This is a genomic window from Streptomyces sp. GLSS-08 (assembly GCF_056387915.1).
Genome location: NZ_JBWJAQ010000005.1, coordinates 78,963 through 101,058 on the forward strand (window position 1 = coordinate 78,963; position 22,096 = coordinate 101,058).

Genomic DNA, 22,096 nt, shown 5'->3' on the forward strand with positions numbered 1-22,096 from the left:
CCGCCCAGCGTGCGTCGGCCGTGTTACGCACCGGGACGTACCCCGTTACGCCCCCGGCACGGGGACCTCCCGACGGGGCGGACGTCACCGTGAGGGCGCCGTCCCGTCCCGGGGGCTCGCCCCCGGAACCCCCGTACTGCGCCGACGCGCTCGTCCTCCAACGCCGGACTGTCTGAAGATCAGCCCACGTCACGGACCCGTCGTCCCCAGCGCCCGGTCCACCCCCGGCTCCCGGGGCCCCAGGAACCGTGGATCAGGTTCGAACACCGCGTCCAGCGCGGCCTTGCCCGCCGCGAGCACCTCCCGCGCACCCCCGTAGTACCAGGTCACGTCGTGCTTGGCCGCGACCCCGACGCCGTACGACCGCACGCCCGCCGCCTCGCACAGCGCGACGGCCCGCCGGATGTGGAAGTCCTGGCTGATCAGCACCGCCCGGTCGACGCCGAAGATCTTCTTGGCGCGCACGCACGAGTCCCAGGTGTCGAACCCGGCGTAGTCGCTGACGATGCGCCGGTCGGGCACCCCCCGTCCGACGAGATAGGCCCGCATCGCGTCGGGTTCGTCGTAGTCCTCGCGGCTGTTGTCCCCGGTCACGAGCACGGCCCTCACCCGCCCCGCACGGTACAGCTCCGCCGCCGCGTCCAGCCGGTGCGCGAGGTAGGGCGACGGCTCGCCGTCCCACAGCCCCGCCCCGAACACCACCGCCACCCCGGTCCGCGGCACGTCCGCGGTCGTCCGCAGCCGGTCGCCCGTCGTCACGTACATCCAGGTCGCGGGCAGCAGCGCGAGCACGCAGAGCAGCATGATCGCCTGCACGGCCCGCCGCCGTCCCGCGCGGGTGCGCGGCAGGGACGGCCGGCGCGGACGCACCGCCGGCACCCGAAGACGCGGCGGCGGTCGGCGAAGGCGCGGCAGGCGCATGATCAAGGTCCCCCAGGTGACGTCGGCTATCGACAGGTGGGGACGCGCCGCACGGAGGTACGGTTCAGGGGACGGGCCGTGACAGGGCTCACCCCGGACGCCCGAAACCGCGGGCCGCAGCGGCTCGTCCGCCCCTCACACCCGGCCCCGCCCCGCGGTGAACCGCCGGAAAACACCCGTGACGCCGGCGCAACGGCACGGCAACCTCCCGCCGCCAGGATCGGTCCATGACGGCGTCGAGATCCCCGCACGACGAGCCCCAGACCCGCCCCGGCGGCCGGCCGCTCCGCGGCGTCCACCCCGACAGTTCGGCGCACCCCATGAACCGGATCAGCAGCCAGCTCAGTCTCGTCCCCCGCGACGGCGGCCCCCGCCCGGCGCCGCCCGCGCTCGTCATGGTGGCCCACGGCAGCCGCGACCCGCGCGCCCTCGCCACCGTGCGCGCCCTGGCCGAGCGGGTCCGCGAGCTGCGGCCCCTGCTGCCGGTGCGCCTCGGCCACATCGAGCTCAACGAGCCGCTGCTGCCCGGCACGCTCGCCTCGCTTGACACCGGTGAGGCCGTCCTCGTACCGCTGCTCCTGAGCCGCGGCTACCACGTCAAGCAGGACATCCCCGAGGCCGCGGCCGCCTTCCCGGAGCTGTCCACCCGGGTCGCCGCCCCGCTCGGCCCGCACCCGCTGCTCGTCGAGACGCTGTACGCGCGGCTCGTCGAGGCGGGATGGCGGACGCGCACGAGCGACGCCACCCGCCGCGCCGGCGGCGTCGTCCTCGCCGCGGCCGGCTCCCGGGATCCCGACGCGGCCGTCGACACCCGCCGCACCGCGCGGCTGCTCGCCGAGCGGCTCGGCGTCCCCGTCGTCCCCGCGTACGCGTCCGCCGCCGCGCCCACCGTCGCCGCCGCGGTGCGCGCCCTCGCCGCCCGGGGACGCCACCGGGTCGCCGTCGCCTCCTACTTCACCGCCCCGGGCCGCTTCGCCACGGAGTGCGCCGCGGCCGCGCCCTGGATCGCCGCGGCCCCGCTGGGCGCCCACCCGGCGATGGCCCGCCTCGTCCTGCACCGCTACGACCGTGCGGTAGCGGGCACCGAGCCAGCCGAACACGCCTTGGCCTCGGCCTGACGGGGGGGTCCGGCCTGGCGGCCACCGGCCTGACCTGGGGGGCCGGCCTGGCGACGACCGGCTTTGCGGCCAACCGGCCGGGCGGCCGACCGCCGCGGCCGGTCGCGCCTTGTGCCGGTGGCGCGTCGCGAAGGTCCCGCGTCGCGGCCGGTCCCGCCTTGCGCCGGTCCCGCGTCGCGGCCGGTCCCGCCTTGCGCCGGTCCCGCGTCGCGGCCGGTCCCGCCTTGCGCCGGTCCCGCGTCGCGGCCGGTCCCGCCTTGCGCCGGTCCCGCGTCGCGGCCGGTCCCGCCCCGCCGAGGTCCCGTCTCGCGGCCACCGGCCCGGCGCCGGTCCCGCCCCGCGAAGGTCCCGCCTGGTCGCCCACCAGCCTGGTGGCCCACCGCGTCGCGGCCGGTCCCGCCCCGCCGAGGCTCCGCCCCGCGGCCACCGGCCCGGCGCTGGTCCCGCCCCGCGAAGGTCCCGCCTGGTCGCCCACCAGCCTGGTGGCCCACCGCGTCGCGGCCGGTCCCGCCCCGCCGAGGCCCCGCCCCGCGGCCACCGGCCCGGCGCCGGTCCCGCCCCGCGAAGGTCCCGCCTGGCCGCCCACCAGCCTGGTGGCCCACCGCCTCGCGCCGGTCCCGCCCCGCCGAGGCTCCGTCTCGCGACCACCGGCCCGGTGCCGGTCCCGTCTCGCGGCCACCGGCCCGAAGTCCCCGCCCCGCGAAGGTCCCGCCCCTCGCCGGTCCCACCCGCCGGCCCCGCCCCGCGGCCCCCCGCCGCGTCCCGTCCGTCACCGCCTGCGTCTACTGTCGGGGCATGGAAGGCACCGCACCGAAGACCACGCCCGGGACGACCGCGTCCGAGACCGGAGGCGGCCTGCGACGGGTCCGTGAACACCTCGCCGTGCGCGGGGAGTACGACGAGCCGGCCGTCGAGCGCTGGGCCGTCGAGCCCGACAAGCGTCCCGGCCGCACCGCCTTCCAGCGCGACCGCGCCCGCGTCCTGCACTCCGCGGCCCTGCGCAGGCTCGCCGGCAAGACCCAGGTCGTCACCCCCGGCACCCGCACGCGGGCCTGGGACGCCAGCCCCCGCACCCGGCTGACCCACTCCCTGGAGTGCGCCCAGGTCGGCCGGGAGCTGGGCGCCGCCCTCGGCTGCGACCCCGACCTCGTCGAGGCGGCCTGCCTCTCGCACGACCTGGGCCACCCGCCCTTCGGGCACAACGGCGAACAGGCGCTGAACGAGTTCGCGGAGGACTGCGGCGGCTTCGAGGGCAACGCGCAGTCGCTGCGGCTGCTCACCCGGATCGAACCCAAGCGCTTCGTCCGCAGCGAGGACAGCGGCGAGCTGGTCAGCGTCGGCCTCAACCTCACACGCGCCGCCCTCGACGCCGCCACCAAGTACCCCTGGCCGCGCGGCGGACACCCGGCCGACCCCGCGTCCCCCAAGTTCGGGGTCTACGAGGACGACCGGCCCGTCTTCGACTGGGTCCGCAAGGGCGCCCCCGGCACCCGTACGTGCTTCGAGGCCCAGGTCATGGACTGGTCGGACGACGTGGCGTACTCCGTGCACGACGTCGAGGACGGCCTGCACGCCGGCCACCTCGACCCCAACTGCCTGCACGCCGACCCCGAACGGGACGCGGTCTTCGCCGTCGCCGTCGGGCGGTACGTGCCCGCGGACACCGACCCCGCCGAGCTCGCCGCGGCCCTCGACCGCCTCCTGGAGCAGGAGTGGTGGCCGCACGGATACGACGGCTCGGCCGTCGCCCAGGCCCGGCTGAAGGACGCCACCAGCCAGCTCATCGGCCGCTTCTGCCTGGCCGCCGAGGCCGCCACCCGCGCCGAGTACGGCACCGGGCGGCTCACGCGGTACACGGCGGAGCTGGTCGTCCCCCGCGAGACCCGCCTGGAGTGCGCCGTCCTCAAGGCGGTCGCCGACCGGTACGTCATACAGCGCGCCGAGCAGGAGCTGCTCCGCGCCGACCAGCGGATCGTCGTCGCGGAACTGGCCGAGGCCCTCACCGCCCGCGCCCCCGACGGCCTGGAGCCGCAGTTCCGTGCCCAGTTCGACGAGGCCCCCGACGACCGGGCCCGCAAGCGGGTGATCGTCGACCAGATCGCCTCGCTCACGGACGCCTCGGCACGCTCCCTGCATCTCAGCCTCACCACCCGGCCCGGTGGCGGCGCCGGACGGTGACACCGGGTGGCCTGATCGGGCCACTCCCTCTTCCCGCACCACGCCGCGTGCGGGACGCTCGCATGTGGCGACATCCTTACGAGGAGGAATCAAGTGGTCGACGCGGATCAGACATTCGTCATCGTCGGAGGCGGCCTGGCCGGCGCGAAGGCGGCCGAGACGCTCCGCGCGGAGGGGTTCACCGGCCGGGTGATACTGATCTGTGACGAGCGCGACCACCCCTACGAACGGCCGCCCCTGTCCAAGGGCTACCTGCTCGGCAAGGAGGAGCGCGACAGCGTCTTCGTCCACGAACCCGGCTGGTACGCGCGGCACGACATCGAGCTGCACCTCGGCCAGACCGTCGACGCGGTCGACCGGACCGCCAAGACCGTCCGCTTCGGCGACGACGGCACACTCGTGCACTACGACAAACTGCTGATCGCCACCGGTGCGGAGCCCCGCAGGCTGGACATCCCCGGCACCGACCTGGCGGGCGTCCACCACCTGCGCCGCCTCGCCCACGCCGAGCGGCTCAAGGGCGTCCTCGCCACCCTCGGCCGCGACAACGGGCACATCGTCATCGCGGGCGCCGGCTGGATCGGCCTCGAGGTCGCCGCGGCGGCCCGCGAGTACGGCGCCGAGGTCACCGTCGTCGAGCCCGAGCCGACCCCGCTGCACGGCGTCCTCGGCCCCGAGCTCGGCCAGCTCTTCGCCGAGCTGCACCGCGAGCACGGCGTCCGCTTCCACTTCGGCGCCCGCCTCACCGAGATCACCGGACAGGACGGCCTGGTCCTCGCCGCCCGCACAGACGACGGCGAGGAGCACCCCGCGCACGACGTGCTAGCCGCGATCGGCGCCGCCCCGCGCACCGCCCTCGCCGAGACGGCGGGCCTCACCCTGGCCGGCCCGGCGCACGGCGGCGGCATCGCGGTCGACGAACGGCTGCGCACCTCCGACCCCGACATCTACGCCGCCGGGGACGTGGCCTCCTTCCACCACTCGCTCTTCGGCGCCCGGCTGCGCGTCGAGCACTGGGCCAACGCCCTGAACGGCGGACCGGCGGCCGCCCGCGCGATGCTGGGCCGCGAGACGGTGTACGACCGCGTGCCCTACTTCTTCTCCGACCAGTACGACATCGGGCTGGAGTACTCCGGCTGGGCGCCGCCGGGCACGTACGACCAGGTGGTGATCCGCGGCGACGCGGGCAAGCGGCAGTTCATCGCCTTCTGGGTCAAGGAGCAGCGCGTGCTGGCCGGGATGAACGTGAATGTGTGGGACGTCACGGATCCGATCCAGTCACTGATCCGGTCCCGGGCGCGCGTGGACACCGAGGCGCTCGCCGACCCGCACGTCCCGCTGGCGAGCCTCGTACCGTGACCGCCCGCGGCTCCCGGCTGTCACACCGTCCCCGTAGAATTCACGCGTGGCAGGACGGATCAACGACGAGGACGTGAAGGCTGTTCGGGACGCGGTCTCGATCGACGCCGTGGTGTCCGAGTACCTCCAGCTGCGCAACGCCGGCGGCGGCAACCTGAAGGGCCTCTGCCCGTTCCACGACGAGAAGTCACCGTCCTTCCAGGTCAGCCCGGGCAAGGGGCTCTTCCACTGCTTCGGCTGCCAGGAGGGCGGCGACACCATCACGTTCGTGATGAAGGTCGACCACCTCACCTTCTCGGAGGCGGTCGAGCGCCTCGCCGGCCAGGCGGGCATCACCCTGCGGTACGAGGAGGGCGGGTACAACCCCTCCCACCAGCGCGGGGAGCGCATCCGCCTGGTCGAGGCGCACAAGGCGGCCGCCCAGTACTACGTGGAGCAGCTCGACACGGCCTCCGAGGCCGACGCGGGCCGCAAGTTCCTCGCCGAGCGCGGCTTCGACCAGGCCGCCGCCGCCCACTTCGGCGTCGGCTACAGCCCCCAGGGCTGGGACCACCTCACCCGTCACCTGCGCGGCAAGGGCTTCACCGACAAGGAGCTGGTCCTCTCCGGCCTCTCCCAGGAGGGTCGCCGCGGCCCCATCGACCGCTTCCGCGGCCGGCTGATGTGGCCCATCCGCGACATCGGCGGCGACGTCGTCGGCTTCGGCGCCCGCAAGCTCTACGACTCCGACAACGGCCCCAAGTACCTGAACACGCCCGACACCGCGCTCTACCGCAAGTCGCAGGTCCTCTACGGCATCGACCTGGCCAAGAAGGAGATCGCCAAGACCAGCCGCGCGGTCGTGGTCGAGGGGTACACGGACGTCATGGCCTGCCACCTGGCCGGCATCACCACCGCCATCGCCACCTGCGGCACCGCCTTCGGCACCGACCACATCAAGATCCTCCGCCGCCTCCTCATGGACAACGGCTCGGCGCGCGTGATCTTCACCTTCGACGGCGACGCGGCGGGCCAGAAGGCGGCCCTGCGCGCCTTCGAGGACGACCAGAAGTTCGCCGCCGAGACGTACATCGCTGTCGCCCCCGACGGCATGGACCCCTGCGACCTGCGGCTCGCCAAGGGCGACGAGGCCGTCGCCGACCTGGTCGAACCGCGCACCCCCCTCTTCGAGTTCGCGCTCCGCCAGATCGTCCTGCGCTACGACCTGGAGACCCCCGCGGGCCGTGCCGCCGCCCTCGACGAGGCCGCGCCCGTCGTCGCCCGCATCAAGAACAGCGGCGCCCAGCACGAGGTCGCGGTGCAGCTCGCCGGCATGCTCGGCATCCTCGACACCCAGTTCGTCGTCAAGCGGGTGGCGCAGCTGGCCCGTTGGGCCCGCGACCGCGGTGGCAAGGGCCCGGCCCCCGACCGGCAGCGCTCCCAGCAGGCGTACGGGACCGTGCAGTCGGCCCCCGGCGGCGCCGCGCTCAACCTGCGCAACCCCGTGTTCGCCACCGAGCGCGAACTGCTCAAACTCGCCCTGCAGCGCCCCGAGCTGGTCTCCCCGGCCTTCGACGCGTACGGCATCGACGAGTTCACCGCCCCGCCGTACGCGGCCGTACGCCAGGCGATCATGGACGCGGGCGGCGCGGAGGCCGGGGTCCAGGACCCGCAGGAGTACCTGGTCCGGGTCCGCGACACCGCCCCGGACGACGTGGTGCGCGCCATGGTCACGGAGCTGGCCGTCGAGGCCATCCTGCGCAGGACCGTCGACGAGGCCTACGCGAGCGACCAGCTCGTCATGGTCCGCCGCCGTGCCGTGGACCGCCGCGTCCAGCAGGTCCAGGGTTCGCTGGCCCGGGCGAGCGCCCAGGGCGACCCGGCCCGGCTGGCCGCCGTGCAGAACGAGCTGTGGGTGCTCCAGCAGTACGGGCAGGCGCTGCGCGAGCGGGGCGCGGCCGCCCTCTGACCTCTGGACCGCGTCCGCCGGGCTCGGCGGACGGGCTTGGTCCGCCGCCCGCACCCGGCACGTGCGGCTTTCCCCCGTTCCCGGACCTCCCGGGCCGCGCACGCGTGCGGCACGGTGAGCGTGCCGTCACGGTCCGGACGCAAAAAGTCACCGCACGCCCCTCGTGACAGTGATGTGTCGTACTCCACACTGGGTCCCGGTGCCTGAGTCCTCGGAGCGCGGCCGACCCGTACGCGACGGGTCCCCCATTCCCGCGGTTCCGCCAAACGACTTCGGGATGGACTGCGGCGAGGCCGCCGGACCCATCCCGGACGTACCGCTGCCGCACGCCTCAGCAGCGACATTCCTGGAGGTCGCCCCCGTGCAGACCCGGACCCTCACCCAGACCGACGACACCGCGGTCACGGACGCGAAGAGCGACGGCACCACGGCGGTCCCCCCGCAGAGCCGTGCCGCGCACCACCCCGAGGCGCGGCCGCAGAGCCCGCCCGGGCCGGACGAGCCCGGCGCCGACGCCGACGGGGAGCCCGAGGCGGGAGCACCCGGGGCCGGAGCACCCGAGCGCGAGGCGGCCGGGGCCGAGGGCGTCGAGCCCGCCCGGCCGCCCCGCAGGCGCACCGCCGACACCAGCGGCCCCTCCTCGGACCTGTTCCGCCAGTACCTGCGGGAGATCGGCCGCATCCCCCTGCTCACCGCGGCCGAGGAGGTCGAGCTCGCCCGCCGGGTCGAGGCCGGCCTGTTCGCCGAGGAGAGGCTGCGGCTCGCCTCGGACCTGGACAGCCGGCTCGCCCTCGACCTGGACAGGCTGGTCGTCATGGGCCGGATGGCCAAGCGCCGTCTCATCGAGGCGAATCTGCGGCTCGTGGTGTCCGTCGCCAAGCGGTACGTGGGCCGCGGCCTGACCATGCTCGACCTGGTCCAGGAGGGGAACCTCGGCCTGATCCGGGCGGTCGAGAAGTTCGACTACGCCCGCGGGTACAAGTTCTCGACGTACGCGACCTGGTGGATCCGGCAGGCCATGTCGCGGGCGCTGGCCGACCAGGCCCGCACGATCCGCGTGCCCGTCCATGTGGTCGAACTGATCAACCGGGTCGTACGGGTCCAGCGCCGCATGCTCCAGGAACGCGGCCACGAGCCGACCCCCGAGGAGGTCGCCGCCCAGCTCGACCTGCCCGGCGAGCGGGTGAGCGAAGTCCTGCGGCTCGCCCAGGAACCGGTCTCCCTCCACGCCCCGGTCGGCGAGGAGGACGACGTGGCCCTCGGCGACCTGATCGAGGACGGTGACGCGGCGTCCCCGGTGGAGTCCGCCGCGTTCCTGCTGCTGCGCGAGCACCTGGAGGCGGTCCTGTCCACGCTCGGCGAGCGGGAGCGGAAGGTGGTCCAGCTCCGGTACGGGCTGGCCGACGGGCGCCCCCGCACGCTGGAGGAGATAGGCCGCATCTTCGGCGTCACGCGCGAGCGCATCCGCCAGATCGAGTCCAAGACGCTCAACAAGCTGAGGGACCACGCCTTCGCCGACCAGCTCCGCGGCTACCTGGACTGAGGGACGCGGACGCCGGAGGGGGCTGAGCATTGTCAGGCCCCTCCGGCGTCCGGCGTACGAGGAGGCCGGTCAGTCGACCTCCGCCACCGCCTGGGCGAACTGGGCCTGGTACAGCCGCGCGTACGCGCCCCCCGCGGCGAGCAGCTCCTCATGCGCCCCCTGCTCGACGATGGCCCCGTTCTCCATCACGAGGATGGTGTCCGCGTCCCGGATCGTGGAGAGCCGGTGCGCGATCACGAACGACGTACGCCCGTGCGCGAGTTTCGCCATCGCCTTCTGGATGAGGACCTCCGTCCGGGTGTCCACCGAGCTGGTCGCCTCGTCGAGCACGAGGATCACCGGATCGGACAGGAACGCCCGCGCGATCGTGATGAGCTGCTTCTCGCCCGCGCTGACCCCGGACCCCTCGTCGTCGATGACGGTGTCGTACCCGTCGGGCAGCGTCCGGACGAAGCGGTCGGCGTGGGCCGCCCGCGCCGCCTCCTCGATCTCCCCCCGGGTGACGTCCCGGGAGGCGCCGTACGCGATGTTCTCCGCGATCGTCCCGCCGAACAGCCAGGTGTCCTGGAGCACCATGCCGATGGCGGCCCGCAGGTCGTCCCGGGACATCCTCGCGATGTCGACCCCGTCGAGTGTGATCCGCCCGCCGGTGACCTCGTAGAACCGCATCAGAAGGTTCACGAGCGTCGTCTTGCCCGCTCCCGTCGGCCCGACGATCGCGACCGTGTGACCGGGCTCGGCCTTCAGCGAGAGGTCCTCGATGAGCGGCTTGTCGGGGTCGTACCGGAAGGACACGTTCTCCAGCGCCACCCGCCCGCGGATCTCGGCGGGCCGCTCGGCCGTGACCGGGTCCGCGCCCTGCTCGTCGGCGTCGAGCAGCTCGAAGATCCGCTCGGCGGAGGCGACCCCGGACTGCACCAGGTTCGCCATCGACGCGACCTGCGTCAGCGGCATCGAGAACTGCCGCGAGTACTGGATGAAGGCCTGCACGTCACCGATGGACAGCGAGCCCGACGCGACCCGCAGGCCGCCGACGACCGCCACCAGCACGTAGTTCAGGTTCGACACGAACATCATCAGCGGCTGCATGATCCCGCTGTTGAACTGGGCCTTGAAACCGGCCTCGTACAGCTCCTCGTTCTGCTCGGCGAACTGCGCCGCCGACTCGTCCTGCCGCCCGAACACCTTCACCAGCGTGTGCCCGGTGTACATCTCCTCGATGTGTGCGTTCAGCTTGCCGGTGGTGCGCCACTGCTGCACGAAGTGCGGCTGCGACCGCTTGCCCACCCGCGTGGCCACGACGAACGACAGCGGCACGGTGACCAGCGCGACCAGCGCCAGCAGCGGCGACACCCAGAACATCATCGCCAGCACGCCGACGATGGTCAGCAGCGAGTTGATGAGCTGGCCCATCGACTGCTGGAGGGTCTGACCGATGTTGTCGATGTCGTTGGTGGCCCGGCTGAGCACCTCGCCGCGCTGCCGCTTGTCGAAGTACGACAGCGGCAGCCGCGACAGCTTCGTCTGCACGTCCTCCCGCAGCCGGTACACGGTCCTGTTGACCGCCCGGTTCACCAGGCGCGTCGCCACCGCCATCAGCAGCCCGGCCAGGACGAACACCACGAGCGCGAGCCCCAGCACCCTGGCGACCGCGTCGAAGTCGATGCCCTGGCCCGGCGTGAAGTCGGTCCCCGAGAGCATGTCGGCCGTCCCGCCGTCACCACGCTCGCGCATCGACTCCAGGACCTCGGCCTTGGTGGCGCCCGCGGGCAGCTGCCGCCCGATGATCCCGGCGAACACCAGGTCGGTGGCACGGCCCAGGATCTTCGGTCCGACCACGGACAGACCGACGCTCAGGACGACGACGACCAGCATCGCGTACATCGTGCCGCGCTCGGGCCTGAAGTGGGTGAGGAGCCGTTTCCCCGACCCCCTGAAATCCATCGAGCGCTGATCGGGGCCGCCCCCGGCCATCATCCGTCCCATGGGCCCGGCCATCAGGCGGCCTCCGCTTCCGTCAGCTGGGAGAGCACGATCTCCCGGTAGGTCTCGTTGTCCGCCATGAGCTCGTGGTGCCGGCCGGTGCCCACGACCCGGCCCTCGTCGAGGACCACGATCCGGTCGGCGTCCCGGATGGTCGACACCCGCTGCGCGACGATCACCACGGTCGCCTCCGCGGTCTCCTCCGCGAGAGCCGCCCGCAGCGCCGCGTCCGTCGCGTAGTCGAGCGCCGAGAAGGAGTCGTCGAAGAGGTAGATCTCCGGGCGCTGCACCAGGGTCCGCGCGATCGCGAGCCGCTGCCGCTGACCGCCGGAGACGTTCGTGCCGCCCTGCGCGACGGGGGAGTCAAGACCGTTCTCGAGCTGCTCCACGAAGCCCTTGGCCTGCGCCACCTCCAGCGCGTGCCACAGCTCCTCGTCGGTGGCGTCCGGATTGCCGTACCGCAGGTTCGTGGCGACCGTGCCCGCGAACAGGTACGGCTTCTGCGGCACCAGTCCGACGGTCCTCGCGAGCAGCTTCGGGTCGAGGGTCCGCACGTCCGCGCCGTCGACGAGGACGTTCCCCTCGGTGGCGTCGAACAGGCGGGGCACCAGCCCGAGCAGCGTGGACTTGCCGCTGCCGGTGGACCCGATCACGGCGGTCACCTCGCCCGGCCGCGCCACCATGTCCACGGACCTGAGCACCGGCTCCTCGGCGCCGGGGAAGCGGAAGCCGGCGCCGCGGATCTCCAGATGCCCGTGCCGCCGCAGTTCGACCACCGGCGCCTTCGGCGGCACGACACTGCTGTCCGTCTCCAGGACCTCCTGGATGCGCTCGGCGCAGACCTCCGCGCGCGGCACCATCATGAACATGAAGGTGGCCATCATCACGGACATCACGATCTGCATCAGATAGGCGAGGAACGCGGTCAGGTCGCCGATCTGCATGCCGCCGCTGTCGATGCGGTGCGCGCCGAACCAGACCACGGCGATCGACGACAGGTTCACCACGGTCATGACGATCGGGAACATCAGCGCCAGCAGCCGACCGGTGCCCAGCGACACCTCGGTCAGGTCGGCGTTGGCCTTGCGGAACCGGTCCTTCTCGTAGCCGTCGCGGACGAAGGCGCGGATCACGCGGTTGCCGGTGATCTGCTCGCGGAGCACCCGGTTCACCGTGTCCAGACGCACCTGCATGGTCCGGAACAGGGGCCGCAGCCGGCGCACGATCAGAGTCACGCAGATCCCGAGCACGGGCACCACGGCGACGAGCACCCCGGACAGCGGAACGTCGAGTCCGAGCGCCAGGACGATGCCGCCCACGCACATGATCGGCGCCGACGCCATCAGGGTGAACGCCATCAGCGCGAGCATCTGCACCTGCTGCACGTCATTGGTGGTGCGGGTGATCAGCGACGGCGCGCCGAAGTGGCCGACCTCGCGGGCGGAGAACGACTGCACGCGGTCGAAGACGGCGGCCCGGATGTCCCGGCCGACCGCCGAGGCGGTCCGGGCGCCGTAGTACACGGCGCCGATGTTGCAGACGACCTGGACCAGGGAGATCCCGATCATGAGGGCGCCGAAGGAGAGGATGTAGCCCGTGTCGCCCTTCACGACACCGTTGTCGATGATGTCCGCGTTGAGGGTGGGCAGGTAGAGCGTGGCGCTGGTCTGCAGGAACTGCAGCAGCATCAGCAGGGCGATGGGCTTTCGGTACGGACTGAGGTGGGTCCGCAGAAGTCGTATGAGCACGCGGGGTCTCTCGGAGTCGTCGAGGGCAGGTAGGGGGTGGTGCCCCACCCCCTATCGTCGGGCACGCCACCCGTGTTACCTCAACCGATTAACCCAAGAGCGGTCCAAGGTCTGGCGGAAATCCGACCGGGGCGGGCCCGGCCCCGGTCCCGGGACGTAGGTCCCGGCGCCCGCTCAGACCTGGAACGCCCCCGGATGCGTCTGTTCCCGTACGGACACGTACTGCTGCCGTACGGCCTGGCCCACGGCCAGCTCCTCACCGGGCTCCAGCACCTGCGCGACGGCACCCTGCCAGACCGGGGGCAGCCGCGGGTCGAGCGTGCCCTGCGACGCTCCGAGCGCCCAGGCCGCCTGCCGGGCCGCGCCGAGGGCCGCGTAGTCCGCGGGCTGCGGCACCACGACCTGCGCGCCGAACAGCGAGGGGGCGGCGGCCTGTACGGCCGGCAGCTCGGCGGCCGCTCCCAGCAGGAACACCCGCTGTACGTCGACTCCGCGGCCGCGCAGCACGTCCAGCGCGTCCGCGAGCCCGCACAGCATGCCCTCGAAGGCGGCCCGCGCCAGGTGCTCGGGTTTCATCGACTCCCGCCGCAGCCCGGCCAGGGTGCCCGCCGTGTACGGCAGGCTGGGCGTCCGCTCGCCCTCCAGATACGGCAGCAGGACCAGGCCGTGGGAGCCGGGCGTCGACTTCATGGCGAGGTCGGACAGGCTCTCCAGGTCCGGCAGCCCGAGGAGTTCGGCGGCGCCGCGCAGGGCCCGTACGGCGTTGAGGGTGGTGACGACCGGCAGGTGCATGCCGGTGGCGTCCGCGAGCGAGGTGATCATCCCGGACGAGTCGACCAGCGCCTCGGGGTGCACGGCCATCACGGAACCGGAGGCACCCAGGGACACGACCGCGTCCCCGAGCCCGATCCCGAGGCCGAAGGCCGCCGCCATGGTCTCGCCGGTCCCCGCTGAGATCAGCAGCCCCTCGGGCGTGGTGCCCGCGGCGTCCGACGGCCCGAGCACCTCGGGCAGCAGGGCCTGGTGCCCGAGCGCCAGCTCGACCAGATCCGGCCGGTACGCCCCCGTCGCCGCCGACCAGTAGCCGGTCCCCGAGGCCCCGCCCCGGTCGGTGGTTCGTCGCGCGGGACGCCCGAGCAGCTGCCACACCAGCCAGTCGTGCGCCTGGAGCAGGGCGCCGGTGCGCAGCGCGGCGTCGGGTTCCGTCCTGTTCAGCCAGCGCAGCTTGGTCACCGGCTGCGCCGCCTGCGGCACGCACCCGACGGCCTGCGCCCAGGCCTCGCGCCCGCCGAGCGCGTCGATCAGGTCCGCGGCCGCGACCTGGGCCCGCTTGTCCCCGCCGACGAGCGCCGGGCGGACCGTGTTGCCCTGGGCGTCCAGGGGGACGAGCCCGTTCTGCTGGGCGGAGACGCCGATGGCCTGCACGCCCTCCAGCAGGCCGCCGCTCGCGGCCTCGCCCAGGGACAGCAGCCAGGCCTGTGGATCGACGTCGGAGGGGCGGCCGCCCTCCGCGCTGTCGACCGGGTGCGGCGCATACCCCTGCCTGAGCACGGCACCCGTTTCCGTGTCGCAGACGACGATACGAGTGAAATCGGGCGAACTGTCCAACCCGGCGACTATCCCCATGGCGGAAATTCTGCCGTACGCAGGGGGGTGTGCGCGCAGGGCCCGGGAGGGCGGGCGCGGCCGGACACGCCGGACCGCCGGCGGACATCGGTCCGCCGGCGGCCGTGAGGCGTGTGACCTCAGGTGTTCGTGGTGCCCCAGTCGTCCTCACCGGGACGGGCGTTCCGCTCCCGCAGGGACCGCACGCGGTCCGCCACGGTCTCGGGCATGCGGTCGCCCACCTTCTCGCTGACCGCGTGGTACGCCTTGCCCGCGAACTGCCGCCCCTGCTGGGCGGCGGTCTCGGCGGTGTTGCGCACCGCCGGGTTCTGCGCCACCTGTCGGGCGCTCTTCCTCAACTGCTCGTAGCGCTCACGGCCGGCCTTCGTCCCCAGCACGTAACCCAGAGCCAGTCCGGTGATGAACATGAGCCGGTAGCGCATGGCAGCCACCCTTTCCTTGCGTCGGCATCGGTGCAGGGGAGTACCGATTGGCGGAGCACCCCCCTGCTTGCGCTAATGTATGTGTCGCAGCGAACGCGCGCTTCCTGGCGAATACCCAGGTGGGTGCGTTCGATGCAACGAGACATTCCCCTGTAGCTCAATTGGCAGAGCAGCCGGCTGTTAACCGGCAGGTTACTGGTTCGAGTCCAGTCGGGGGAGCTCGGTCTCCTGTAGCTCAATTGGCAGAGCAGCCGGCTGTTAACCGGCAGGTTACTGGTTCGAGTCCAGTCGGGAGAGCAGTGGAAGAGGACCCCTCAGGGGTCCTTTTTCATGTCCGGGGGAACCGTGCGCTCCGCGTCGCGGTCCTCAAGGTCATGCGAAGCCGACCATCCGAAGCAGGAGATCGTATGAGCGGCTATGCTGCGGCAGACGGCGCGCACACATGTGCGCGACGCGCCGTAATGGGGCGGTAGCTCAGCCGGTTAGAGCAGCGGACTCATAATCCGTCGGCCGTGGGTTCGAGTCCCACCCGCCCCACCAAGGCGTCCCCCTGAAGAATCGTTACACGCTGCAGGAACTCCCCAGCCTCTCGGATGCCGAGGGGCTGTCGCCGTCTCTGGTGATCGCCAACCGGCCCGCTGCCGATCCGGCCGAGCGCGGTCCGGCCGCCGGCCGGGCCGTCCCAGCGCCGCCCGGTGGCCGCGAGCGGCGCGGGCAGGAGCAGGAACAGCAGGTGGTCGGTGCCGGTGAGGATGTGGTCGCCGCCCGGCTTCACCATGGCGAGGAAACCGCGCCAGGCGCTGCCGTCGCCGAGGCCGACCTCCAGGGCCGGGACGGACAGGGTCCGGGTGTCGATACGGATGGTGCCGGCCCGACAGGTTGCTCCCAGCGCGGCATCAGCCGCCGAGCCGGACCCGGACTCGCGGCACGGCTTGCGACGCTCCGTCAGCGGCCCAGGGCCGCGCCGCCGTTGATGTGCAGGAGCTGGCCCGTCAGGTTAGCCGCCTCCGGGGAGCTGACGTACTTGATCGCCGCGGCGATCTCCGCGGGGCGGCCCGCGCGGCGGGTCAGGGTCTGGGCCACGCGGGACTCGACGAACTCCGGGGTGGCGCGGTCGCCGAAGAATTCCGTGTCGCCGACGAAGCCCGGCGCGACCGCGTTCACCGTGATGCCCTCGGGGCCGAGACGCTGGGCCAGGTCGAACGTGTAGGTGTTGATCCAGCCCTTCGAACCGCCGTAGGACCCGGGGCCGCGCAGGGCGGCGATGGAGGACAGCTGCACGATGCGGCCGCCGGGGCGGCGCATGTGGGGCAGCAGGGCCTCGGTGAGCAGGACGGCGGTCAGGACGTTGGCGTCGAAGTTGCGCCGGTAGCTGTCGGCGATGGAGGCGAGCGTGCCGTCGTGCGCCGGGGCCACGTTGCCGCCCGCGTTGGCGACCACCACGTCGAGCGGCGTCTCGTCCGCGGTGATGGAGGCGGTCGCCGCGGCCACCTGGTCGGGGTCCGAGAGGTCCGCCGCGTACCAGGTCGCCGTCGACGCGCCGTAGCGGTCGTCGAGCTGCTCGGCCGCCTCGCGCAGTACGTCCTCGCGGCGGCCCAGCAGCACCACCCGGTCCCCCTCCGCGGCGAACGCCTCCGCCGTCGCCAGCCCGATCCCGGTACCTCCGCCGGACACCACCACACGTCGCTGGATCATGGCCATCAGTTCTCGCCCTCGCCCTCGTGCGCGCACTCGTCCCTGGATGTGAATAGCAATCACATGTACGTACGAAGCGTGACGCTACGGAGCGGGTGATGCGCCGTCAAGGGGATCACCCGGACGGCTCGCACCCCGCCGGGACGCGGACAGCCGGACGGCCGCGTGGTCGACGGCGTCCCGCAGCGCCAGCAGCACCACGGGACGCCCCGCCACGTCCCGCTCCCGCAGCAGCGCCCGGGGCAGCCCCGCGCCCACGGCGGCGAAGTCGCCGTCGTCCAGCTCGATGTCCTCGTACGAGATCCACGTGCCCCCGCCGCCGCCCCCGCCCGGGTCCGGCACCACGCAGCGGTAGGTCCGCGGCGGGGACGGCGGGGTTGTCCGGTACTCGGCCAGATGGAACGCGCTGCACACCCCGAACCCGACGCGGAACAGCAGGACGCGGGCGCCCGCCTCGTACAGCCGGGCCAGCGGTGAACGCTCCCCGAAATGACAGTGCGGGTCGTGTCCTTCGAGCAACTCACAGGCGCGCGGCCCGAGTCCGGCGAACGACGTCTGGGGGTGCGCGCTGCGCCGGGCCCCGGGAGTGGTGCGGACGGTTTCGGCCAGTACGCCCATCGCCGGACAGGGGGTGGTGTCCGGGACGAAGGGCGGCATCGACGCCCGGAAGTCGGCACGCTCCCGTCCGGTCATGCCGCGGACGCGGCGCCGGTACGCGGGCGAGGTGTCGGAGTTCTCCGGGGTGAAGGCCGGGACGACCAGGGTGCCGCCCGGCCCCAGCACGTCCAGGAGTGCGTCCCGCACCTCGCGGGCACGCAGTCCGCTGCCGCCGAGGGAGGCGTGCGCGAGAAGGACTCCGCCGCGGGGCACGCCCAGCTCCGCGAGGGTGTCGCGGAGCCGGCTGAGCTCACGTCGCATCGTGGTGGTTCCCCTCCGTCCACGCCGGCCGGCCCGTACGGCGTCCGTCACTGTCGGTTCGCGCACTGTCGGTTCACGCACTGTCGGTTCACGGTCGGGCACATCGGCCGGACGGGCAAGAACGCCACCGGGGCGGACCCCGGTCGACGGCGGGACTCGGGGAGCGGGACGGCTGAAAGTCGTCGGTCCGGTACCGCACCGGGTGGTCGAGAGGGCGGCCCGGCTCCGGTCGGCTGCGCGCGCGGACCGTGCCGTCGCACGGCCGAGACAGTACTGGTCCTGTCCCGCGTTCGGCGCGACGATGGCGAGTCACACCTTTTCTCACCGGGGGGCGGGCGATGGGGGACGGGACTCCCGTACCGAGCACCACTGTGAACGTGAGTGACCTGCCCCCGCTGTTCCGTGCGAGCGATCAGCAGGCGCTCGCCCGACAGAGTGAATCGTTTCTCGCCGTTCGCGCCCAGCTGGTGGTCCTGCTGCTCGCCACCTGCGCCGCCACGCTGGCGGAACACGTGAACGAGCACGCCGTCGCAGCGGCCGCCGCGGTCCTGTACGCGCTCACCATCGTGATCGGCGTGCACGCCTCCCGGCGGCGCGCGCGTGCGCACTGGCAGGCGCACCGGGCCGTCGCCGAGACGGTGAAGTCGCTGGCCTGGCAGTACATGGTGCACGGCGGCCCCTTCCACTCCCGGCTCGTCGACCCCGACGGGATGTTCACGGAACGGCTGGACGACCGGCTGCGGGAACTGCGCAAGGTGGGCTGGGAGGACGAGCACGCCGCGACCGGTCTCGCCGTCGGCCAGATCACGCCCGCCATGCGGACGATGCGGGCCAAGCCCTTCGAGGTGCGCCGGGACTTCTATCTGCGCGACCGGGTCGTGGAACAGCTCGTCTGGTACGGCAACCGGGCCGCGCGGGCCCGCCGCGCCGCCGCACGCTGGTCGACGGTCACGGCCGTACTGACCCTGCTGGCGCTGCTCGCGGCCGTGCTGCGGGCGATGGGCGCGCTCGGCGACTGGGACCTGACGGGCGTGCTGAGCGCCGCGGCGGCGGGTGGCGTGGCCTGGCAGGAGGTCCGCAGGCACCGCCCGCTCACGTACGCGCACTCGCTGATAGAGCAGGACCTGGAGACCGCGCGGATCGGGATGGCGACGACGGTCACCGAGGACGGCTGGGCCGACGCGGTCGCCGAGGCGGAGCGGCTGGTCAGCCCGCAGCACACGGACTGGCTGGTGCGCTTCGGCAGCTGAGTGGCTCTCAGCACCGCTGGCGCGCACCGGGGTTGGCGGCCGGGTCCCCTCGTGCGGTTCGCCCCGGGATTTCGCGCCCGGGTCAGTGCCGGACCACTCCCGGCCGCCACAGCACCCGGACGGGGACGCCGCTGCGGCGCGCGTACGCGACCACGTCGGCGGTGCCGCCCAGCCCCCGCGCCGGACGCCCGTCCCAGACGGCGACCAGGCGGTCCGTGTGGTCGACGATCCAGCGGCCGGCCGCGTAGTACGCCTCCTCGTGCGTCGGCTCGACGGGCAGTCTCACGCGGGAGGAGCAGGACTTCAGCAGGCGCTGGTACGCGGCCCGCACCTCGTCGCCGCCGAGATGGGCCTCGTAGTCCATGCCGGGGATCACGGCGGTGACCGGGATGCCGTGGTCCAGGGCGAGCTCCGCGAAGAGCTGGTCGGCGCCGGCCGCGAGACTGCTGAGGGCCTCCGTGCCACCGCAGCAGCGGAGTTCGGCCCTGATGCCGGAGCGGACGGACGGAAGTGCGGCGGCGGGGATCCCTCGGTGCCCGGTGACGCCGATCCTGGTCACGAGAACCACCTTCGCAGTCGAGGCCGTCCCTTCCACACTAGCGTCGGGACACCGGCCCGGCGACGTGCGTTCGAGGCGCACGGGCAGCTCACAGGGGTGACTGCCACGTCATCGTCGTGCCCGGTGTGCCCTCGTCCGCCGTCCCGTCGTCGTACACCGTCAGGCGTACTCCCGCCCGCCCGTCCGGCAGTTCGGCCGTCGCGTCGACCGCCACCTCCACCCGGGAGACCCCGGTGCGCCGGGCCGCGGCGGCGAGGGCGCGGCGCAGCGCGGTGAGCAGATGGACGGCGACGGGTTCGGGGACACGGTTGTCGACGGCGCCGGTGAAGCGCGTGGACGGCTGGAAACCGAGGAGCGCCGCGGCCCCCGCGGTCTCCCGCAGCACCCTGCCGCGGAAGGTGGTGGGGGCGTCGGCGGGCGGCTGCTGGAGCGCGAAGATCGCCGTACGGACCTCCTGGACGGTGGACTGCAGCTCGTCCACGGCCCTGCCGAGCGTGTCGTGCACGTCGCCGCCCTTGGTGCGGCGCTGGGCCGACTCAAGCATCATGCCCGTCGCGAACAGCCGCTGGACTACCAGGTCGTGCAGGTCGCGGGCGATCCGGTCGCGGTCCTCCAGAACGGCGAGGCGCGCTCGGCGCTGCCGGGTGTCGGCGAGGACGAGGGCCACCGCGGCCTGGGAGGCGAACTGGGTGGCGAGGAGCCGCTCCACCGGCGTGTACGGGCGGCCGCCGCGGTGCCGGGGCAGGGCGAGGGTGCCGATGAGCCGGCCCGCCGTCTGGAGGGGGAGCAGCATGCTGGGCCCGAACCGGTGGCGCACATGCGTCGTCATCCGGGTGTCCGTGGCCGAGTCCTCCACGAACACCGGTTGCCCGCCGAGGAGTTGTCCGAGGACCGGGCTGCCCGGTTCGATCATGGTGCCGACGAGGTCCCCGGGGTCGTCGGGCGTGGACGCGGTGACGATCTCCATGCCGCCCTCCTCGGTGGGCTGCAGGATGACCCCGGCGGACGCGTCGGCGAGGATCCGGGCCCGTTCGGCGACCGTCATCAGGGCGTCGGCCGCGGCCTCCCCGGTGAGCAGCACGTTCGTGACGGCCGCCGCGCCCTCGATCCAGCGCTCGCGCTGGCGTGCCGTCTCGTACAGCCGGGCGTTGGCGATGGCGATGCCGGCCTGGGCGGCCAGGACGCGCAGCAGCTGCTCGTCCTCGTCCGTGAAGGGGCCCCGGGGCTTGTCGACCAGGTAGAGGTTGCCGAACACCTCGTCGTCGACGCGGATGGGGACCGCCAGGAAGTCGTCCGTCCGGCCGACCGGGCTGCGGTCGCCCGCGGCCAGATTCGCGGTACGGATCTCCACGGGGCCGTCGTGCTTCGGATCGACCATGGCGAGCGCCGCGCACCGGGCGCCGGTCAGCTCCGCGGCGCCGTCCACGATGTGCTGGAGCGTGGCCCGCAGCTCCAGGTCCGTCCCGACGCTCAGGACCACCTCCAGGAGGGAGGGGAGACGGGGGACGGGATCGGTCATCGGCGCGGGTCAGCCCGCCAGCGGGTCCAGTACCAGGGGCTCGACCCTGCCCTCCAGCATGTAGCCGAGGCCCTGGACCGCGCACACGTCGGGCCGCTCGGCGATGTGGACCGGCATGCCCGTCGCCTCCCGCAGCATCTGGTCGAGACCGGGGAGCAGGGCGCTGCCGCCGACCATCATGATCCCGCGGTCGGCGAGGTCGGCCACCAGGTCGGGCGGGCAGACGCGGAGCACCTTGCCGATGCCGTCGAGCACGGCGGTGAGCGGCGTCTGGATCGCGTTGCGCACGGCGGCGGTGTCGACGTGCACGGAACGGGCGAGGCCGGTGGCGACGTCCCGGCCGTGGATCTCGGTGGAGGCGGGGCCGTGCGGGGTGAGCCCGTTGCCGGAGAGGGCGAGCTGCAGCGGCCGTACGGACTGGCTGGGCAGCATCAGTTCGTGCTGGTGGCGCAGGTGCTGCACGATCGCGTGGTCGACGGCCTCGCCGCCCACCGGGATCCGCTCGGCGGTGACGATCGAGCCGAGCGACAGCACCGCCACCTGGGTGGCCGCCGCCCCGCAGACCATGACCATGGTGGCCTCGGGCTGCTCCACGGGGAGCCCGCAGCCGACGGCGGCGGCGATGAGCGTGTCGACGAGTTCGACGCGCCGCGCCCCGAGCCCCACCAGCGTCTCGATGGTGGCGCGCTGGGCCAGCGGGTCGGCGTCGTGCGGGGTGCAGGCGGCGGCCCGCAGCCGGGGCTTGCGGCGCAGGGCGCGGCGGACCTTGTCACCGAGCAGCTGGCGCAGCATGCGCTGGGCCATCTCGATGTCGACGACCGTGCCGCCGGACACCGGCCGGACCACCCGGATGTAGTCGGGTGTGCGGCCGGTCATCTTCTCGGCGAACTCGCCGACCGCGATCAGGGCGCCGGTCCTGGTGTTGATGGCCGCGGCACTCGGCTGGTCGACGACGAGCCCGGCGCCCTTCACGTACACACGGGTCCGTGCCGCTCCGAGGTCGACGGCGAAATGACAGCGGCGCAACTGGTCCAGACTGCCGGTCATGGCGGTACCTCCCGAGAGCACAGACCGTGGGGCTCCGCCGGGCGGCGGTCCTCACTGGCATCGTGCGGGACCTGACGGGGCGTCGCCCGCTGGGGAGGGCCGGGCGGGGTGCGGCTGGACGGGTGGTTACGGGGCACTGCGGGCGGCGGGTCCGGACGGCGGCGGTCCGGCGGCGCTGGCGGGAAACCGCCGGGGCAGCTTCCCGCCAGGTCCCGTCGGCTCCCCCGCGACGGCGGGGCCCGACACTCGTCGCAGCAGGCGG

The 22,096-nt window shown here is 73.4% G+C and carries 16 protein-coding genes and 3 tRNA genes; 9 read left to right on the top strand and 10 right to left on the bottom strand.

The features are described from left to right. Positions 1-189: 189 nt before the first annotated feature. Positions 190-921 (bottom strand): SanA/YdcF family protein, encoded by a 732-nt coding sequence (locus tag AC0ZLC_RS10650; RefSeq protein WP_476751664.1) that lies wholly within the window; start codon positions 919-921, stop codon positions 190-192. A 227-nt stretch (positions 922-1,148) separates the two neighbouring features. On the opposite strand from AC0ZLC_RS10650, the gene AC0ZLC_RS10655 reads away from it, so the two are divergent. From AC0ZLC_RS10655 to AC0ZLC_RS10675, 5 genes are all read left to right on the top strand, one after another. Next, the gene (locus AC0ZLC_RS10655; protein ID WP_476751665.1) at positions 1,149-2,039 is read left to right on the top strand and encodes a sirohydrochlorin chelatase; all 891 of its coding nucleotides are present in this window, start codon (positions 1,149-1,151) and stop codon (positions 2,037-2,039) included. Between the two features lie 795 nt (positions 2,040-2,834). Further along, positions 2,835-4,217 (top strand): deoxyguanosinetriphosphate triphosphohydrolase, encoded by a 1,383-nt coding sequence (locus tag AC0ZLC_RS10660; protein ID WP_476751666.1) that lies wholly within the window; start codon positions 2,835-2,837, stop codon positions 4,215-4,217. A 93-nt stretch (positions 4,218-4,310) separates the two neighbouring features. Then, a complete protein-coding gene (locus tag AC0ZLC_RS10665) occupies positions 4,311-5,576 on the top strand; it encodes an NAD(P)/FAD-dependent oxidoreductase (RefSeq protein ID WP_476751667.1) in 1,266 nt (421 codons plus the stop codon). A gap of 46 nt (positions 5,577-5,622) precedes the next feature. After that, on the top strand, positions 5,623-7,524 hold the full coding sequence (gene dnaG / locus AC0ZLC_RS10670) for a DNA primase (RefSeq protein ID WP_476751668.1): 1,902 nt from the start codon (positions 5,623-5,625) through the stop codon (positions 7,522-7,524). A 199-nt stretch (positions 7,525-7,723) separates the two neighbouring features. Next, positions 7,724-9,067, top strand: coding sequence for a sigma-70 family RNA polymerase sigma factor (locus tag AC0ZLC_RS10675; RefSeq protein ID WP_476751669.1), 1,344 nt, complete (start codon positions 7,724-7,726; stop codon positions 9,065-9,067). Positions 9,068-9,136: 69 nt separating this feature from the next. On the opposite strand, the gene AC0ZLC_RS10680 is transcribed toward AC0ZLC_RS10675, so the two are convergent. From AC0ZLC_RS10680 to AC0ZLC_RS10695, 4 genes are all read right to left on the bottom strand, one after another. Further along, positions 9,137-11,065: an ABC transporter ATP-binding protein gene (locus AC0ZLC_RS10680; RefSeq protein ID WP_476751670.1), complete on the bottom strand. Its 1,929-nt coding sequence runs from the start codon at positions 11,063-11,065 to the stop codon at positions 9,137-9,139. Beyond that, the gene (locus AC0ZLC_RS10685; protein WP_476751671.1) at positions 11,065-12,798 is read right to left on the bottom strand and encodes an ABC transporter ATP-binding protein; all 1,734 of its coding nucleotides are present in this window, start codon (positions 12,796-12,798) and stop codon (positions 11,065-11,067) included. The genes AC0ZLC_RS10680 and AC0ZLC_RS10685 overlap by 1 nt, the downstream gene beginning before the upstream one ends. A 174-nt stretch (positions 12,799-12,972) precedes the next feature. Next, a complete protein-coding gene (locus AC0ZLC_RS10690) occupies positions 12,973-14,424 on the bottom strand; it encodes a xylulokinase (protein ID WP_476751672.1) in 1,452 nt (483 codons plus the stop codon). A gap of 119 nt (positions 14,425-14,543) precedes the next feature. After that, entirely contained in the window at positions 14,544-14,846 is a 303-nt protein-coding gene (locus AC0ZLC_RS10695; protein WP_476751921.1) for a YtxH domain-containing protein, read from the bottom strand. Between the two features lie 146 nt (positions 14,847-14,992). On the opposite strand from AC0ZLC_RS10695, the gene AC0ZLC_RS10700 reads away from it, so the two are divergent. The 3 genes from AC0ZLC_RS10700 (at position 14,993) to AC0ZLC_RS10710 (ending at position 15,386) form a co-directional block, all read left to right on the top strand. Further along, positions 14,993-15,065: transfer RNA gene (locus AC0ZLC_RS10700), tRNA-Asn, on the top strand. Positions 15,066-15,070: 5 nt separating this feature from the next. Then, positions 15,071-15,143, top strand: a tRNA-Asn gene (locus AC0ZLC_RS10705). A gap of 166 nt (positions 15,144-15,309) precedes the next feature. Then, a tRNA-Ile gene (locus AC0ZLC_RS10710) sits at positions 15,310-15,386 on the top strand. A gap of 405 nt (positions 15,387-15,791) precedes the next feature. On the opposite strand, the gene AC0ZLC_RS10715 is transcribed toward AC0ZLC_RS10710, so the two are convergent. Both AC0ZLC_RS10715 and AC0ZLC_RS10720 read right to left on the bottom strand, forming a co-directional pair. Then, a complete protein-coding gene (locus tag AC0ZLC_RS10715) occupies positions 15,792-16,541 on the bottom strand; it encodes an SDR family NAD(P)-dependent oxidoreductase (protein ID WP_476751673.1) in 750 nt (249 codons plus the stop codon). Between the two features lie 84 nt (positions 16,542-16,625). Continuing rightward, positions 16,626-17,459 (bottom strand): AAC(3) family N-acetyltransferase, encoded by an 834-nt coding sequence (locus AC0ZLC_RS10720; protein ID WP_476751674.1) that lies wholly within the window; start codon positions 17,457-17,459, stop codon positions 16,626-16,628. A 338-nt stretch (positions 17,460-17,797) separates the two neighbouring features. Here AC0ZLC_RS10720 and AC0ZLC_RS10725 point away from each other — a divergent pair, with 338 nt between their 5' ends. After that, a complete protein-coding gene (locus AC0ZLC_RS10725) occupies positions 17,798-18,709 on the top strand; it encodes a DUF4231 domain-containing protein (protein ID WP_476751675.1) in 912 nt (303 codons plus the stop codon). Positions 18,710-18,791: 82 nt separating this feature from the next. Here AC0ZLC_RS10725 and AC0ZLC_RS10730 read toward each other — a convergent pair whose 3' ends face one another. The 3 genes from AC0ZLC_RS10730 to AC0ZLC_RS10740 all read right to left on the bottom strand — a co-directional run bounded on the left by AC0ZLC_RS10730 (position 18,792) and on the right by AC0ZLC_RS10740 (position 21,834). Further along, on the bottom strand, positions 18,792-19,268 hold the full coding sequence (locus AC0ZLC_RS10730; protein ID WP_476751676.1) for a hypothetical protein: 477 nt from the start codon (positions 19,266-19,268) through the stop codon (positions 18,792-18,794). An 88-nt stretch (positions 19,269-19,356) separates the two neighbouring features. Continuing rightward, on the bottom strand, positions 19,357-20,787 hold the full coding sequence (locus tag AC0ZLC_RS10735) for a GAF domain-containing protein (protein ID WP_476751677.1): 1,431 nt from the start codon (positions 20,785-20,787) through the stop codon (positions 19,357-19,359). A gap of 9 nt (positions 20,788-20,796) precedes the next feature. Then, positions 20,797-21,834, bottom strand: a complete 1,038-nt coding sequence (locus AC0ZLC_RS10740) for a rod shape-determining protein (RefSeq protein WP_358851109.1) — start codon at positions 21,832-21,834, stop codon at positions 20,797-20,799. Between the last annotated feature and the right edge of the window lie 262 nt (positions 21,835-22,096).